Origin of the sequence: Volucribacter psittacicida, assembly GCF_004339025.1 — a bacterium.
Lineage (GTDB): Bacteria > Pseudomonadota > Gammaproteobacteria > Enterobacterales > Pasteurellaceae > Volucribacter > Volucribacter psittacicida.
Map to the genome: position 1 here is coordinate 99,504 of NZ_SMFT01000006.1, position 16,560 is coordinate 116,063.

A 16,560-nucleotide genomic window follows, 5' to 3' on the forward strand; every position below is an offset into this window, starting at 1 on the left:
AAGAGCGGTTAAATTTGCGTGAGAATTCAAATAAGCTCGGGCTTATTGATGATTTTAAAGGAAGCTCAGTATAGCAAAGTTAATATTGTAAAACCACTTAGACCGACAAAAGCTAAACAAATTTTCTTTTGATGATAATTAGGTGATTTTTTGTGCTTGGCTATAAATCCCTTCGATTTCCCGATATAATAGCCCCATGTTTTCTTTTTATTGTTAAGGTGTAATGTGTTTAAGAAATTTGTATGTGGCTTGACGGCGATAGCCTTTGTTTTTGTATTAGTGGCTTGTGAAAAACAGCCTAAAATTATCAATTTAACAGGTAAAACCATGGGGACGACTTATCATATAAAGTATATTGATAGGGGCGAAGTGAAATTATCTGCGGAACAATTACAGGCGCAAGTGGAACAACAATTACATTTAGTGAACCAACAAATGTCCACTTATATAGCTGATTCTGAAATTAGTCAATTTAATCAATCACAAAATGTGAATCAGCCTATGCCAATTTCTGCGGCTTTTGCCACGGTTGTTGCCGAGGCGATCCAGTTAAATCAGCTTACGCAAGGGGGACTAGATATTACCGTTGGGCCGCTTGTCAATTTATGGGGATTTGGGCCAGAGCATCGTCCTGATAAACAGCCGACACCAGAGCAAATTGAACAGCGGCGTGCTTGGATTGGGTTAGATAAATTACAATTAACTCAACAAGCTGAGCAGGCTTATTTAACCAAAACAGTACCGCAACTTTATATTGATTTATCTTCTATTGCGAAAGGCTATGGGGTAGATTTGGTGGCAGATACCTTAGAACAAAATGCGATTGTAAATTATATGGTTGAGATTGGTGGGGAAATTCGTGCTAAAGGAAAAAATATTGAGGAAAAATCTTGGCAAATTGCTATTGAAAAACCAACTAATATAGGAGAAAGATCGCCACAATTAGTGATTGGTTTAGAAAATATGGCAATGGCAACATCGGGAGATTATCGTATTTATTTTGAAGAAAATGGTCAGCGTTTTTCCCATGAGATTGATCCGACAACGGGTTATCCAATCCAACATAATCTTGCGTCAATTACTGTATTAAATCCATCAGCAATGACTGCAGATGGTTTATCCACAGGGTTGTTTGTTCTGGGGGCAGATAAAGCCCTAGAAATTGCTGAACAACAAGGCTTGGCGATTTATTTAATTATGAAACAGGGAGATCATTTTGAAAGTAAAATGTCCAGTGAATTTAAGCGTTTAACGGGAATAAATGAATAATAGAGGAAATAAATATGAAAACATTTTTAATTACATTAGTGATTTTTTTACTTATTATTTTAGCGATGGCATTAGGTTATATTTTTAATCGTAAAGAATTAAAAGGCAGTTGTGGCGGAATGAGTGCTATGGGGATTGAGAAAATGTGCGATTGCGAAGAGCCTTGTGATAATCTTAAAGATAAAGTTGAAAAAGGTGAGGTTGATCCTTCAGAATTAGCACGTTTTAACAATAAACAAGAAGCCTTTTATGAAGTAAAATAATGCTAAACCCGATACTATTAAATATTATTTATTGGGCTAATTTATTAGCCCTTTAATTATTGTCGCTTTTCCCTCTCCTTTTCTGTACAATTTGCCCCAATTTTTTATTAGAGTGATTATTGAGAAACAACAATGAGAACAACACCCAATATTGGTTTTATTAGTTTAGGTTGCCCTAAAAATTTAGTGGATTCAGAACGTATTTTAACGGAGTTGCGTTCTGATGGTTATAATATTATTCCTCGTTATGAAGATGCGGATTTAGTGATCGTCAATACCTGTGGGTTTATTGATAGTGCGGTACAGGAATCTTTAGAGGCGATTGGTGAGGCATTACGAGAAAATGGCAAAGTGATCGTGACGGGCTGTTTAGGGGCTAAAGAAGATCAAATTCGTGAAGTTCACCCCAAAGTTTTAGAGATTACAGGACCTCATAGTTATGAGGCGGTAATGACCCATGTACATAAATATGTACCTAAACCTGCTCATAACCCTTATGTGAGTTTAGTGCCTAAACAGGGGGTAAAACTCACACCAAAACATTATGCCTACTTAAAAATTTCAGAGGGCTGCGATCATCGTTGTACCTTTTGTATTATTCCTTCTATGCGTGGGGATTTAGATAGCCGTCCTATTACACAAGTGCTTGACGAGGCAAAACGTTTAGTGGATTCGGGGGTAAAAGAATTATTAATTGTGTCACAAGATACCTCAGCTTATTCTCTCGATCAAAGCAAAGAACAACAAAATCGTACCGTCTTTTGGAATGGTATGCCGATTAAAAATGATTTAATGACGCTGTGTAAACAGTTAGGTTCATTAGGTATTTGGATTCGTTTGCACTATGTTTACCCTTATCCACACGTTGATGATCTGATTCCTTTAATGGCTGAAGGAAAAATCTTGCCTTATTTAGATATTCCATTGCAGCACGCTAGCCCTAAAATCTTAAAAGCCATGAAAAGACCGGGAAAAATTGACCGCACTTTAGAACGGATCAAGCAATGGCGTGAAATTTGCCCAGAACTCACTTTGCGTTCAACCTTTATTGTGGGTTTCCCCGGCGAAACGGAAGAGGACTTTCAATTATTATTAGATTTTCTTGAGCAAGCACAATTAGATCGCGTCGGTTGCTTTAAATTTAGCCCAGTAGAGGGAGCGGTCGCGACAGATTTACCTGATCAAGTGCCAGAAGAGATCAAAGAGCAACGTTATCATCGTTTTATGCAGGTGCAACAACGCATTTCGGCACAGCGTTTACAGGCAAAAGTAGGTAAACAACTGGCGGTTATTATTGATGATATTGACCAAGAGGGAATGATTGGTCGTTCAATGGCGGACGCCCCTGAAATTGATGGCGTGGTGTATGTGGATAATCTTTCTGGTCAAACAATAAAGGTCGGCGATATTATTCAAGTTACCATTACGCAAGCTGATGATTATGATTTATGGGGGACTTGTTAAGTTTTCATCTGGAACTTACTATAGTCGCTTCAATTTAAAATAAGACAAGGTGGCATACCGAAGACAGTACAAATAGTACGGCGAGGTATGCCAACACTGTATTATTTTAAAGTGGAGCCACTATAACACAGAAGAATAAGGAGAATATTATGCTTTCATTTTTTGCTAACCCTTGGCTTATTAGCACAATGAGCTTGCTATTATTATGCCTTATTCTGTTATTTGTTAATGCAAAACGTAAAGCCAATAGCCAAGCGTTGACGCAGGATTTAAACAAAACGGTTACGGAATTTAATCAACTATTGCAAAAATACGAGGGATTGGTCCAAGCAAAACATCAAGTGGATCAAGCCCTCGTTAAAGTAGAAACCCATGGGGAAAATTTGCAATTACGTTTACAAGAACGTGATGATAAAATGCGATACCTTACCCAAGAGCTTGATGAAGAGCAACAACGCCATCAACAAGCTAATGCCCAATTAGCCAGTTTAAAAGAAAATATGGGCATTGCTTCAGCTCAGTTACAACAACTCAAGCAACAACTGGATTATAGTCAAAGCCAAGTTAGTCTCAAAGATCAAGAATTATCAAAATTAAATGAAAAACTGACCGCACTTTCTCAACAATTTACTGAATTAAAAACCACATTAGCCCAAAAAGAACAGCATTTTGTCAGCCAACAACAGCAATTTGAACAAAGTAAACAACAATTAAGCCAAGAATTTCAAAATTTGGCTAATCGTATTTTGGAAGAAAAAAGCCAGCGTTTTAGTCAAACCAATCAAACGGCATTGGACAATTTATTAAAGCCGTTTCGTGAACAAATTGAGGGGTTTCAAAAGCGAGTTAATGAAATTCATTCCGAAGCCTTAAAAGGTAATGCTGGATTAGAAGCCGAAATTAAAAAAGTCTTACAAATCGGATTAAATATGTCGCAAGAGGCAAATAATCTTACCTTAGCATTAAAAGGGCAGAAAAAAACCTTGGGCAACTGGGGCGAAATACAATTAGCCACCGCCTTACAACAAGCGGGCTTAATTGAGGGCGAACATTATCTTGCTCAAGCCCATTTCAAAGACACGCAAGGGAAACATAATTACCCTGATTTTGTATTGAACTTGCCTGATAATAAACATTTAATTATTGACAGCAAAATGTCGTTAAATGCCTATGAACGTGCGGTAAGTGCCGAGCTGGAAGGAGAACGAGAGGCGTGCTTACAAGAACATATTAAAGCCATTAAACAGCATATTGAAGATCTCTCACGCAAGGATTATAGCAATTTAATTGGTATGAGCAGCCCAAATTTTGTGTTGATGTTTATTGGCATTGAACCTGCTTATATTGAAGCCTTGAAACAGGATAAAACCCTGTTTAACTACGGTTATGAACGCAATGTTATCCTTGTATCCCATACCACCCTAATGCCGATTTTGCGTACCGTTGCCAATTTATGGCGAATTGAACGGGGCAATAATGAAGCTAAAGAAATCAGCGAGAAAGCAGGCGAAATTTATAATCAAATATGCTTAGTCGCAGAACGCTTACTAAAATTAGGCAATAGTTTATCTGCTGTAAGCGGGCATTATAATAATACGGTAACAGCATTAGTCGGACAACAAGGCTTAATCGGCAAAGTAGAACGCTTTAAAGCCCTCTCCGCCAAAGCCAATAAAACCATGCCAAATCTTGATGTATTACATAATGATCTTGATTTAGAGAAGTTAGGGCTTTATCAACAGAACAAAGAAAAACCTTAGTGTTTATGGTCGCTTTAATTTAAAAAGGTGTAATGAAAAATAGGTTAATACTTATACTATAGGGTATTATGTAGTAGTTGCATAAAGACTGTTTAATTAAATTTTATGATAGCCTAATCCTTTTTCAATTAAGCAAGGGATTGCATTGATAAAATTAACAAACCTTTGGATTTAAAGTATAATTTGTTTAATCATTAGACTGTCGTTGTTTTACTTTGTAATAATATTGTGTTATCTCGTCTTGCCTTATTTCAAAGTGAACAATAATAAAAAGTGCGGTCAATTTTTGTAACGTTTTTATAAGGATTATTTATGTTTGAGAATTTATCGGATCGTCTTACTAAGACTCTGCGTAATATTACAGGTAAAGGACGATTAACCGAAGACAATATTAAGGATACCTTGCGTGAAGTGCGTATGGCATTGCTTGAGGCGGATGTTGCTTTGCCAGTGGTACGTGAGTTTATTAATCGGGTGAAAGAACGTGCCATTGGGGAGGAAGTAAATAAAAGTTTAACACCGGGGCAAGAGTTTCTAAAAATTGTGCGTGCTGAGCTTGAATCTGCAATGGGGGAAGCTAATGAGAGTTTGAATTTAGCCACCCAGCCGCCTGCGGTAATTTTAATGGCGGGTTTGCAAGGGGCGGGGAAAACCACTTCGGTAGGCAAATTGGCGAAATTTTTGCGTGAACGCCATAAGAAAAAGGTCTTGGTGGTTTCTGCTGACGTTTATCGTCCAGCGGCGATTAAACAATTAGAAACCCTTGCTCAAGGGGTAAATGTGGACTTTTTCCCTTCTGATGTGCAACAACAGCCTGTGCAAATTGTACAGTCGGCATTACAGCACGCGAAGCTAAAATTTTATGATGTGTTAATTGTGGATACCGCAGGGCGTTTGCACGTTGATAGCGAAATGATGGAGGAAATTAAACAGGTTCATCAGGTATTAAATCCTATTGAAACCTTGTTTACTGTAGATGCCATGACAGGGCAAGATGCGGCAAATACGGCGAAAGCCTTTAATGAAGCCTTGCCATTAACGGGGGTTATTTTAACCAAAGTTGATGGTGATGCTCGCGGTGGTGCCGCCTTGTCTATTCGTCAAATTACTGGGAAGCCTATCAAATTTTTGGGGGTAGGGGAGAAAACTGATGCCCTTGAGCCATTCCACCCTGATCGTATTGCTTCAAGAATTTTGGGAATGGGCGATGTTTTATCCTTGATTGAAGATTTAGAACGTTCCGTAGATAAAGAAAAAGCGGAAAAAATGGCACAAAAATTCAAGAAAGGCGATGAGTTTACGCTTGAGGATTTTCGTGACCAGTTGATCGAAATGAAAAAAATGGGCGGTATGATGTCTATGTTGGAAAAATTACCGGGCGCCAAAAATTTGCCAGATCATATTAAGGGGCAGGTTGATGATAAAATGTTTAATCGTATGGAAGCAATGATTAATTCTATGACCCCAAAAGAACGTCGTCGTCCAGAAATTATTAAGGGATCACGTAAACGCCGTATTGCTATGGGATCAGGCACGCAAGTACAGGATTTAAATCGTATGCTTAAACAATTTGATGAAATGCAACGTATGATGAAAAAAATGCGTAAAGGGGGTATGGCGAAAATGATGCGTAGTATGAAAGGTATGATGGGCGGTGGTTTTGGTGGTATGTTTGGCCGCTAATGATGCCTAAGCAAAGTGCGGTGAAATTGAGGAAAATTTTGCTATAACAAGGAGAAAAATTGCACCGCATATTTAAGCCTTAATCAAAAGAAAGGGGGGAACAAATGAGAAAATATGTTGTTACAGTCATGATGTTGAGCTTAGTTGCTTGTAGCCACAGTGAAAATGTTGATTTAGCGAGACCTCAACAAGTAGAAACAGGTTTTGTGCAGGTACTTAATCAGCCAGGTTACTACATTGATAGTGCCTCTATTTGGATTGATAGCAAATCCCCTGCGGTAATTAATTTTGATATGGTAACCAATTTAAGCCAAGGACAACAAGGCTTTAAACATTATCCTACGGAAATAGCTAAGTCCGTGCGTAGCCACAAAAAAATCAATTGTCAAACCAATACTTATTCAAGAGCTGGCGAAATTGTTTACTCTGATTTTTGGGGAAAAGGTATTGCATTAAGTCAACATCGCCAACTATCGAGAACGATAACAATTCAACCCGATACGCGACTTGATACGGTAGCAAAAGTGCTTTGTGCGAATTTCTATAAAGATTAATTAATGATTTATTGTGGATTAATAATGAAATTGGCGGAATGGACGGGACTCGAACCCGCGACCCCCTGCGTGACAGGCAGGTATTCTAACCAGCTGAACTACCACTCCGCATAAAGAGGTTATAGTCAATATTGACTATCTCGCTGAAATGAGAGTGCATAATAATCTTTCTAACGGAGATGGTCAATATTTTTCTTTTGATTTGTTTTTAAGTGATGATTTAATCATCATTATGGTTATTTAGGGATTATTTTTCCTGTTCCTCCAAAGCATCGCGGGCTGAGCGGATGCTTTTTTCTAATAAAGGGATACGAGGATCGTTTTCGGGGAGCAGTTTTAACATGGTTGCCCAAGAGACGATCGCCATTTTATAGTCTTCTTGTTCAAAATAGTGGAATGCCAGTAGGCTTAGGGCTTGTACATTGGTGTGGTTAGCGCGTACTAAGGCTTTTAATAATTCTTCCCCTTTAAATTTATCCGAAGGATCTTCGGAAAACATTAGAATACGTGCGTAGCTGAGTTTGTATTCTTCATTATCAGGAGCTAGCTGATAGGCTTTTGCGTAGCTGTCGTGAGCGAGTTGCCCTTGATTGAGGTTCATGGCAAGTTGTCCAAGTAACCACCATTTGCTGCTGTCTTGCGGATGATTGTGTAAATATAAGCGTAGTGCGGTGGCAAATTCTTGCAATTCGCTGTCGCTCATTGGATTTGTCTGTTCTTCGCTTAAACGCTGATAAAAATAAGGCAACTTTTGCTCTGTTTGGGCGAAATGGTTTTGAGTTTGCCAAGCTCCTACATGAAAATAAGCAAGGCTTGCGATGATAGTGATAACTAACAAGGCGGAGCTAAACCAAATCTTGTTGATTTTTGTATGTTTTGATGATGTTGAATTGGTGTTTTGTGCTGGAATATCATCAAGTAACGCTTGTTGTAATTCGAGTTTGAGTTGTTGGCTGCTATTGTGTAGACCTAATGCTTCTTCTCGTTCTAACTCTTGTAGTCGATCTAAGTAAAAGGCTTTATTGAGAGCATCACGTTGATGTGCTTTTTGTGTTTTTTCTTTTGTTGTGTTGCTTTTTAATAATGGGTAAAAGCAGATAACAGCAATGATAAGGGTAAATACTAAGGCGATAATCCAAAAGCTCATTGTTTTTCCTCATTTTTTAGGATATTGGCTAAACGTTGTTGCTGTTCTAAATTCAGCTCAGTTGTTGAGGAGGGATTGGCGGTATGACGAGATTTTTTGAATACCAGTAGTATCCCTAATGCAATCAACAAGATAGGAGCGATCCATAGGATAATGGTTGAAAAGGTTATGGGCGGATCATAACTGACAAAATTACCATAACGTTGCACCATATAATCAACGACCTCTTGTTTGGATTGTCCTTGTTTAAGTAATTCGAGTACCTTATGTCGCATATCTACGGCGATGGTGGCATTGGAGTCGGCAATATTATTATTTTGACACTGTGGGCAACGTAGTTGTTGAGTTAGGCTATGATAGTCTTGTTGCTGTTGGGCGGAGTCAAACTCAAGCACATCAATGCTTGCCCAAAGGGAGAGGCTAAACAGTAAGCAAAAAAGTGCGGTCAGTTTTTTCATTATTTTTGTTCCCTAACATATTGTTGGTAAATGGGTTGGAGCTTTTGTTGCCATACTTGTGCATTAATGTCACCTGTATGACGATAACGAATAATGCCTTGACCATCAATAATAAAGGTTTCGGGGGCGCCATAAACGCCTAAATCTAAGCCAAAAGAGCCTGTTTCATCAACCAATACCGCTTGGTAAGGATTTTTGAGTTGTTTTAGCCAATCAATGGCTTTCTTAGGATTGTCTTTATAGTTGAGACCGATAATGGTTATCCCCTCATTGGCTAGTTGGTTGAGGTATTGATGTTCAGCGTAACAGGTTGGGCACCAAGTGGCCCAAACATTGAGCAAAATGGGCTTACCTTGTGCAAATAATTGTTGATCATATTGTTGTTGGGCAAAGAGATCCTGTAAGGGGCGTGTTGGTACAGGTTTACCAATTAAGGCGGATTCAAGGGCTTTTATATCTTCTCCGCCCGCATTGCGTTGAAGTTGGACGAAGAAGGTTAGGGCTAATGCCAGAAAGAGGATTAATGGAATATAAAGTTTTTTCTGCATAATTGGCTTCACTTATTATTTTTTATTGGACGAGGCGGTTAAGCGATAACGGCGATCAAAGAGGCAAAGTAGTCCACCTAATGCCATACTCACGCCACCAAACCAAATCCAACGCACAAAGGGTTTATAATATAAACGTAATGCCCAAGAACCATCGCCAAGGCTTTCGCCTAATGCCACATATAAATCTCGGCGTAATCCCCAGTCAATGGCGGCTTCAGTCATAGTCATTTTACTGACGGTATAAAAGCGTTTTTCCGCATAAAGGGTGGTGATATATTTACCTTGGCGTGAAATCGCTACTTCTGCTTTTCCGCCTTCATAGTTTGGGCCATTGGCTTCGTGAATGCCTTTAAATTGGAATTGGTAATCGGCAATGTTAGCGGTATCGCCAATTCGCATACGCACATCACGTTCTACACTGTAATTTTGGCTAAAAGCAATTCCCCAAACGGTCATGGCTACGCCAAGATGGGCGATGATCATTCCCCAATGGGAACGAGATAATTTGGTTAAGCCGTAAAAAAAAGTGGTGCGGTGTCTGGCACGTTGGTGCAATTCATACAGGCTTAGTAATACAATGAAAACCGCCATCATAACGCCAAGTACCGCACTGGTTTTAACTTGATCTTGTAGCCAATAAGGGAGTACAAAGCCTGCAATTAACATTATCACTAGGCTAATTATCACAGGTTTAACAATGGCTGAAACCTGATCACGTCGCCATTTCACTAAAGGCCCAATGCCTAATAAAAAAGCAAATGGGATCATTAATATCAGGAACATCTGATCGAAAAAAGGTGCGCCGATAGAAATTGTGCCTAGACCTATTTGTTTATGGACTAACGGTAATAATGTGCCGAGTAACACAACACAAAGTGCGGTCATTAATAAAATATTATTGAGTAGTAACATTTTTTCTCTTGAATAAGGCTCAGCATTATCCATAGAGCGAATTTGGCTACCTTTATAGGCGTATAAGGCTAATGATCCGCCAATGACGACAATTAAGTAAGCAAGAATATATAAGCCTCTTGTGGGATCGGAAGCAAAGGCATGTACTGAAACTAAAATGCCCGAACGGACTAAAAATGTGCCTAATAAACAAAGGGAAAATGCAAGAATGGCTAATAGCACTGTCCAAGCCTTAAAGCTACCGCGTTTTTCGGTAACAGCGAGGGAGTGAATTAATGCTGTTCCTGCTAACCAAGGCATTAATGAGGCGTTTTCCACAGGATCCCAGAACCACCAACCGCCCCAGCCGAGTTCATAATAAGCCCACCAAGATCCCAGTACAATACCCAGTGTAAGAAACAGCCAAGCTGCCATCGTCCAAGGTCTAGACCATCTCGCCCAAGCGGTATCTAATTTGCCACTCATTAGTGAGGCAATGGAAAAAGCAAAAGCCACTGAAAAGCCCACATAGCCCATATAAAGCAAAGGGGGGTGGAAGATCAAGCCAATATCTTGTAATAGTGGATTGAGTTCTCGACCGTCAACAGGGAAGTCAGGGAAAGTACGAGTAAAAGGATTGGAAGTAAAAAGAACAAAGACTAAAAAGCCTACACTAATAATCCCCATAACACCCAGTACACGAGCAATGGCTTCTTGGGGTAATTTACGGCTAAAAATCGCTACCGCTGCTCCCCAGAGGGTTAATAACCAGATCCATAATAATAATGAGCCTTCATGTGATCCCCAAGTGGCGGAAAGGCGATAATACAGGGGTAATTTACTGTTTGAATTGTTGACCACATATTGTACGGTAAAATCATTTACCGTAAACAGATAAAACAAGCATAAGAAAGATACTGTTAAGCTAATAAAAAGCCCAAAAGTCATTGGGCGAGCCAATGACATCAGTTGTGAATGTTGTTTCTCTGCTCCCCATAATGGGAAAATTGCCAACATCATGGCAATGGCTAAACTTAAAGCAAGGGTATAATTTCCTAATTCGGCAATCATTGTATTGCCTCTTGTTGTTTTATCATACGATCACGTTCTGATTCTTGGGTAAGATCAGAAATACCCATAGGTTGATGTACTTTTTGCATTTGTTCTTCTAATTCGGGCGGCACATAATTTTCATCATGTTTAGCAAGCACTTCCGTTGCTTGTAAGGTTGTTGGCTCAATAAGTAATCCTTGGGCAACTATCCCTTGCCCTTCACGAAATAAATCAGGCAAAATTCCTTCATATTGTATGGTAACGGCTGGGCCAATATCATTTAGATCAAATTGCACTTTTAAACTATTAGGATCACGTTGCACCGAACCCGTTACCACCATACCACCAATACGGATTCGTTGTCCTACTTGGGGTTTGGTGCTAGCATCATTATTTTTGCCGTAAACCACTTCTGTTGGGGTATAAAATAAATCAATATTTTGTCGTAAAGCATAAAGCATTAAACCTAAGGTGATCGCAATGCCCACTAATACGAAGATCACAATAGCCAGTCTTGATTTGCGTCTTGGAGTCATAGCTGATTCTCCCTAGCTTGGGCTTGTTGTAAACGTTGTTCACGTTGCTGTTGACGCTGAATTTCGGCAAAGACTTTGCGTTTTCCCGCCAGACTTTGGATAAATAAGATTAAAATTGAAACAAAACAAATGCCATAGGAAAGCCAAACATAAAAGCCATAGCCCCCCATATTAAGAAAATCACTCCAACTAGAAAAAAACATACTTTCTCCTTAATCAGCCTTAGATGTTAGCTTGTTGTGCTAAATTTTTTACCCACGAACGTTTAGCATCTTCTTGTAATAATGCGTTGCGATAACGTATTAACATAAGCCAAATAAATAAAGTTAAAAAGCCAAATATTGCCAAAATAAGCGGAATTAACATTGGGGTTGCAATGGAGGGTTTTTCAAATTTAGTAATGCTTGCCCCTTGGTGTAACGTATTCCACCATTCCACTGAAAAATGAATAATAGGCAAGTTAATTACCCCCACTAAAGCTAGCACACTCGCTGCTTTTGCCCCCACATTGCGATCTTGAAACGCAGAATAAAGTGCCAATACACCTAAATAAAGAAAAAATAAAATTAATTCAGAGGTTAAGCGTGCGTCCCATACCCACCAAGTTCCCCACATAGGCTTGCCCCAAATAGCTCCCGTTACCAAAGCTAAAAAAGTAAAAACCGCCCCGATAGGTGCCATCGCAATCATCACAATATGGGCTTGCTTAATTTGCCAAACTAACGCAATCAGTGCAGCTACCGCCATTGAACCATAAACCCCCATTGACCAAATGGCGGTAGGCACATGGACATACATAATGCGGAAACTATTGCCTTGCTGATAATCCGCAGGTGCAAAGGCTAATCCCCAAATTAAACCAATACCAAGTAAGAGCATGGTTAATAAGGCAAATAAAGGGATAAATTTACCACATAAATGATATTGAGTTTCTGCTTTGGCATAAGGATGTAGCCATTTCCACATAATTTGAATATCCTTTGAATATCAACAAGTTTAACAGGTTTGTGATGAGCCGACATTCTAGCATAATAGCCACAGATAAACCTTTGAGTTATCTACCTCTTTAGGTGTAATTCGTTATAACTATTGATCTATCTCAAGGTTATCTTAAAAGTGTATTTTAAATTTAATTTTTCCATATAGAAAAATTAATTGATTGCTTTTTTAACCAATTTACTTATCCTATCTATTCAATTAACCATAATAACAATTTGAGGTGAAGTGTGAGTTTATTGAAAACAAAGGGATTTTTACCCTATCTTGCGATTGCGTTTTTGAATGCGAGTGTGGATTTAGCCCATAAAATTACTATTCAAAATGTATTATTGAAAAGTTTTGATGGCACCACCTTAGTGGTGTTGACAGCATTGATTAATGCGATGATTTTATTGCCCTTTATTCTACTGTTTTCGCCATCAGGTTTTATCAATGATAAATATTCTCACACTAAAGTTATTCGCCTTGCCAGTGTGGCGGCAGTGGTGATAAGTGGTGCTTTATTTCTTTGTTATGTTGCTGGGGCATTTGAGCTAGCTTTTATTCTGACACTTGTGTTGGCGACGCAGAGTGCTATTTATTCGCCAGCTAAATATAGCATTATTAAGTCCATTGTGGGCACCGAGAACCTTGGGCGAGCCAATGGGGTTATTCAGGCATTGACTATTGTTGCCATTTTATTCAGTTCGTTTGCTTTTTCTTTTGTATTTGAACGGTTTTATGTGGTTGGTGATCGTCCAGATGCCATTTTGGCGAGTATGTATGTGATTGGCTTCTGTTTGGTATTGTTAAGTGCGTTAGAAGCCTTTTTTGCCTTTAAAATTCCGTTTTTTGCAGTTCAACATAGTGATGAGCCGAGTGAGAAATTTGATATTAAGCGTTATTTCACGTTGTCATATTTAAAGCAAAATATGCAAATTGTTCGCCATAATCATAATATTTGGTTAAGTATCATTGGGTTAAGTGTATTTTGGGGCGTGTCGCAAGTGATTGTGGCGGCATTTCCAGCCCATTATAAAGCGATTTTTGCTGATGATAATGCCATTGTGATTCAAGCAATTTTAGCGGTAAGTGGTTTGGGGCTGATTGCCGGTTCAGCCTTTGCAGGGGCGATGTCAAAAAAACATATTGAGCATGGGATTGTACCTGTGGGGGCATTGGGGATTTTCTTTGCCATTTTCTTTATTGCTTCTTCATCAAGTCTGGCGGTAATGACGTTATGTTCGTTTTTGTTTGGTTTCTTTGGCGGGCTATTTATTGTGCCATTAAATGCGACCATTCAATTTTTTGCCCCTGAAAAGAGTAGCGGTAAGATTATGGCGGGTAACAATTTTATGCAAAATATTGCGATGGTTGCCTTTTTATTATTGAGCATAGCCTTTGTTTCTGCCAATGTTTCAACACGAGGATTGTTGTTATTTGCTTCTGCGGTATGTTTAGTCGGCTCATTTTATGCCGTATTGCAATTACCACATTTGTTTACCCGTTTATTGTTATTACCTGTGTTAAAAACAGGTTATCGCTTTAATGTAGAGGGATTGAATAATCTTCCGCAAAGTGGTGGCGTATTATTGCTAGGTAACCATATTAGCTGGATTGACTGGCTTGTTTTGCAAGCAGCAAGCCCACGAGCAATTAAATTTGTGATGTATCGTGGCATTTATAATAAATGGTATCTCACTTGGTTATTTAAGATTTTTAAAGTCATTCCGATTGGTGCAGGTTCAAGCAAAGAATCCATTACAAAAATTCGCCAATTACTTGCCAATGGTGAAGTGGTGGCATTATTCCCAGAAGGGCATATTAGTTATAACGGACAGATTAATGAATTTCAGCGTGGTTATGAATTAGCCATTAAAGATCTTGAAGACGTGTGCATTGTCCCCTTTTATCTACGAGGATTGTGGGGTTCAAGTTTTTCACGAGCGGAGCAACATTATCGTGCGATTTCTAAAGTAAGGGGGAAACGTGATATTTTGGTGGCTTTTGGTAAACCTATTCGCCAATTTATTGATCGTGCTGCAATGAAACAAAAAGTGGTGGAGTTGTCTTTCTCTTGCTGGGAAAACTTTATCGATCGTCAACAACCTTTTATGTATGAGTGGATTGATAGTGCCAAAAAACGCTTATTTAAAACCTGTAGCGTTGATAGTATGGGAATGAACTTAACCAATTTGAAGTTTATTACGGCGGTATTGGTGTTTAAAAAATTATTAACTCAACAGCTTCAGCAAGATGATAAACATATTGGGGTGTTGTTGCCGAGTTCCTCTATTGCGGCGATTGTGAATATGGCGTTATTTATTAGTGGCAAAGTACCTGTAAATCTCAATTATACCTTGAGTGAACAAAGTATGACTGCGGCATTGAAAAAAGCCAATATTCGCTATGTTATTACCTCTGAAAAATTTTTAGCTAAATTACAAAATAAAGGTTTTGATTACCAAGCCTTATTAGCAGATAAAGCCCTGTTAGTAGAAGATCTATCAAAACAAGTGAAAAAATCACAGAAAATATTGTCATTATTGACCGCACTTTTATTGCCAGCGAGTTGGTTAAAGCTGACTTTTGCACATACACCATTGCAAGATACCGCCGTAATTTTATTTAGCAGCGGTAGTGAGGGCGAACCTAAAGGCATTGAACTTAGTCATAAAAATTTATTGACCAATATTAAACAAATCAGTGAATTATTAAACTTTAAACAAAGTGATGTGATTTTAAATTCATTACCTGTATTCCATTCATTTGGTTTAACGGTAACCACCTTATTGCCTTTGTGTATGGGCATAAAAATGGTAAGTGTTCCTGATCCGACAGACAGTGTCGCCGTTGGAAAAATGGCAGCACGTCATAGTGCAACCATTTTATTTGGCACTTCAACCTTTTTCCGCCTTTATATTCGCAATCGTAAATTGCACCCATTGATGTTCCAATCCATACGTATGGTTGTCGCAGGAGCTGAAAAATTAAAAGCCGATGTGAAAGAGGGCTTTAAACTGAAATTTGGGCTTGAGGTTTATGAGGGCTATGGTACAACGGAAACCGCCCCAGTTGCCTCAGTGAATATGCCAAATATTTTAGATCCAGATAGTTTAAAAGAAATGGTGTTTAATAAAGTCGGTTCGGTGGGAATGCCATTACCAGGAACAATCATTAAAATAGTTGATCCACAAACCTTAACGGAATTACCGCTTGGTGAAGATGGCTTAATCATTATTGGTGGTGGACAAGTAATGAAAGGCTATTTAAATGATCCTGATAAAACGAAGGAAGTGATTACAGAAATTGAAGGGGTTCGCTATTACAAAACAGGCGATAAAGGGCATCTTGATGAACAAGGTTTTATCACCATTGTGGATCGCTATTCTCGCTTTGCCAAAATTGGTGGCGAGATGATAAGTCTTGGCAGCATAGAAGAACAAATTGGTCTTATTCTTGGCGAACAAGCCACCTTTGTTGCTGCCAATGTTCCTGATGACAAAAAAGGAGAGGCAGTGGTTTTATTGGTTAAATCGGAGCTTGAAGTTACTCAAATTCAAGACTTACTAAAAAATGCCAACCTCCCACCGTTAATGCAACCGTCGGCAATTTTTATGGTAGATGAAATTCCAACATTAGCGAGTGGTAAAGTTGATTTTAAAGGTGCGAAAAGTTTAGCCACAGAATTATGGCGAGGCTAATACTTATAAATTATCGTGATTGGAGATGTTGATAAAGTGCGGTCAAAATTTATTATTTTTTCGCCAGAACGCAGAAAAGCTCACTAAATTTGCCGTAAAAATGTTCATTTAAGCAAAAAATACAAAAAAGTTGCAAAAAAGCACTTGCAAGGCGAAATGAAATCACTATAATACGCCCCACACAACGACGCTGTAGTTGATAAGATGAAAAATCAGCGTCGTTTTTCTTTCTGAATAGAAAGTTGTTCT

At 38.7% G+C, this 16,560-nt stretch carries 15 protein-coding genes and 1 tRNA gene; 7 read left to right on the forward strand and 9 right to left on the reverse strand.

Annotation, left to right across the window (positions count from 1 at the left end):
* The first annotated feature begins 225 nt into the window (after nt 1–225).
* The 6 genes from EV694_RS10130 (at nt 226) to EV694_RS10155 (ending at nt 6,993) form a co-directional block, all read left to right on the forward strand.
* On the forward strand, nt 226–1,269 hold the full coding sequence (locus EV694_RS10130; RefSeq protein ID WP_207859829.1) for an FAD:protein FMN transferase: 1,044 nt from the start codon (nt 226–228) through the stop codon (nt 1,267–1,269).
* A 14-nt stretch (nt 1,270–1,283) separates the two neighbouring features.
* Nucleotides 1,284–1,532: a (Na+)-NQR maturation NqrM gene (gene nqrM / locus EV694_RS10135; RefSeq protein ID WP_132692145.1), complete on the forward strand. Its 249-nt coding sequence runs from the start codon at nt 1,284–1,286 to the stop codon at nt 1,530–1,532.
* A 132-nt stretch (nt 1,533–1,664) separates the two neighbouring features.
* The gene (gene rimO, locus EV694_RS10140; RefSeq protein WP_132692147.1) at nt 1,665–2,996 is read left to right on the forward strand and encodes a 30S ribosomal protein S12 methylthiotransferase RimO; all 1,332 of its coding nucleotides are present in this window, start codon (nt 1,665–1,667) and stop codon (nt 2,994–2,996) included.
* Nucleotides 2,997–3,145: 149 nt separating this feature from the next.
* Nucleotides 3,146–4,756 carry a DNA recombination protein RmuC gene (locus EV694_RS10145; protein WP_132692149.1) on the forward strand — a complete coding sequence of 537 codons (1,611 nt, stop codon included), beginning with the start codon at nt 3,146–3,148 and terminating at the stop codon, nt 4,754–4,756.
* 312 nt (nt 4,757–5,068) lie between these two features.
* Complete coding sequence (gene ffh / locus EV694_RS10150) at nt 5,069–6,439, forward strand: signal recognition particle protein (RefSeq protein ID WP_132692151.1); 1,371 nt, start codon at nt 5,069–5,071, stop codon at nt 6,437–6,439.
* 104 nt (nt 6,440–6,543) lie between these two features.
* Entirely contained in the window at nt 6,544–6,993 is a 450-nt protein-coding gene (locus EV694_RS10155) for a surface-adhesin E family protein (RefSeq protein WP_132692153.1), read from the forward strand.
* Between the two features lie 31 nt (nt 6,994–7,024).
* On the opposite strand, the gene EV694_RS10160 is transcribed toward EV694_RS10155, so the two are convergent.
* From EV694_RS10160 to EV694_RS10195, 8 genes are all read right to left on the reverse strand, one after another.
* A tRNA-Asp gene (locus EV694_RS10160) sits at nt 7,025–7,101 on the reverse strand.
* Nucleotides 7,102–7,240: 139 nt separating this feature from the next.
* Entirely contained in the window at nt 7,241–8,140 is a 900-nt protein-coding gene (gene ccmI, locus EV694_RS10165; protein ID WP_132692155.1) for a c-type cytochrome biogenesis protein CcmI, read from the reverse strand.
* The gene (locus tag EV694_RS10170; RefSeq protein ID WP_132692157.1) at nt 8,137–8,598 is read right to left on the reverse strand and encodes a cytochrome c-type biogenesis protein; all 462 of its coding nucleotides are present in this window, start codon (nt 8,596–8,598) and stop codon (nt 8,137–8,139) included. The genes ccmI and EV694_RS10170 overlap by 4 nt, the downstream gene beginning before the upstream one ends.
* Entirely contained in the window at nt 8,598–9,146 is a 549-nt protein-coding gene (locus tag EV694_RS10175; protein WP_132692159.1) for a DsbE family thiol:disulfide interchange protein, read from the reverse strand. The genes EV694_RS10170 and EV694_RS10175 overlap by 1 nt, the downstream gene beginning before the upstream one ends.
* Before the next feature lie 15 nt (nt 9,147–9,161).
* A complete protein-coding gene (locus EV694_RS10180) occupies nt 9,162–11,111 on the reverse strand; it encodes a heme lyase CcmF/NrfE family subunit (RefSeq protein ID WP_132692161.1) in 1,950 nt (649 codons plus the stop codon).
* Nucleotides 11,108–11,629, reverse strand: a complete 522-nt coding sequence (gene ccmE, locus EV694_RS10185) for a cytochrome c maturation protein CcmE (RefSeq protein WP_132692163.1) — start codon at nt 11,627–11,629, stop codon at nt 11,108–11,110. The genes EV694_RS10180 and ccmE overlap by 4 nt, the downstream gene beginning before the upstream one ends.
* Nucleotides 11,626–11,832 (reverse strand): heme exporter protein CcmD, encoded by a 207-nt coding sequence (gene ccmD / locus EV694_RS10190; RefSeq protein WP_132692165.1) that lies wholly within the window; start codon nt 11,830–11,832, stop codon nt 11,626–11,628. The genes ccmE and ccmD overlap by 4 nt, the downstream gene beginning before the upstream one ends.
* A 19-nt stretch (nt 11,833–11,851) precedes the next feature.
* Nucleotides 11,852–12,595 (reverse strand): heme ABC transporter permease, encoded by a 744-nt coding sequence (locus EV694_RS10195; protein WP_132692167.1) that lies wholly within the window; start codon nt 12,593–12,595, stop codon nt 11,852–11,854.
* Between the two features lie 260 nt (nt 12,596–12,855).
* Here EV694_RS10195 and EV694_RS10200 point away from each other — a divergent pair, with 260 nt between their 5' ends.
* Nucleotides 12,856–16,311: an acyl-[ACP]--phospholipid O-acyltransferase gene (locus EV694_RS10200; protein ID WP_132692169.1), complete on the forward strand. Its 3,456-nt coding sequence runs from the start codon at nt 12,856–12,858 to the stop codon at nt 16,309–16,311.
* A gap of 52 nt (nt 16,312–16,363) precedes the next feature.
* Here the strand turns inward: EV694_RS10200 and EV694_RS10960 are convergent.
* A partial coding sequence (locus EV694_RS10960) for a hypothetical protein (protein WP_207859831.1) occupies nt 16,364–16,560 on the reverse strand: 197 nt, incomplete at its 5' end.

Coding starts and splice junctions, on each gene's coding strand:
- EV694_RS10175 (WP_132692159.1), bottom strand. CDS start 9,146: ATGCAGAAAAAACTTTATATTCCATTAATCCTCTTTCTGGCATTAGCC.
- ffh (WP_132692151.1), top strand. CDS start 5,069: ATGTTTGAGAATTTATCGGATCGTCTTACTAAGACTCTGCGTAATATT.
- ccmD (WP_132692165.1), bottom strand. CDS start 11,832: ATGTTTTTTTCTAGTTGGAGTGATTTTCTTAATATGGGGGGCTATGGC.
- EV694_RS10155 (WP_132692153.1), top strand. CDS start 6,544: ATGAGAAAATATGTTGTTACAGTCATGATGTTGAGCTTAGTTGCTTGT.
- ccmI (WP_132692155.1), bottom strand. CDS start 8,140: ATGAGCTTTTGGATTATCGCCTTAGTATTTACCCTTATCATTGCTGTT.
- EV694_RS10180 (WP_132692161.1), bottom strand. CDS start 11,111: ATGATTGCCGAATTAGGAAATTATACCCTTGCTTTAAGTTTAGCCATT.
- EV694_RS10145 (WP_132692149.1), top strand. CDS start 3,146: ATGCTTTCATTTTTTGCTAACCCTTGGCTTATTAGCACAATGAGCTTG.
- EV694_RS10195 (WP_132692167.1), bottom strand. CDS start 12,595: ATGTGGAAATGGCTACATCCTTATGCCAAAGCAGAAACTCAATATCAT.
- nqrM (WP_132692145.1), top strand. CDS start 1,284: ATGAAAACATTTTTAATTACATTAGTGATTTTTTTACTTATTATTTTA.
- EV694_RS10170 (WP_132692157.1), bottom strand. CDS start 8,598: ATGAAAAAACTGACCGCACTTTTTTGCTTACTGTTTAGCCTCTCCCTT.
- ccmE (WP_132692163.1), bottom strand. CDS start 11,629: ATGACTCCAAGACGCAAATCAAGACTGGCTATTGTGATCTTCGTATTA.
- rimO (WP_132692147.1), top strand. CDS start 1,665: ATGAGAACAACACCCAATATTGGTTTTATTAGTTTAGGTTGCCCTAAA.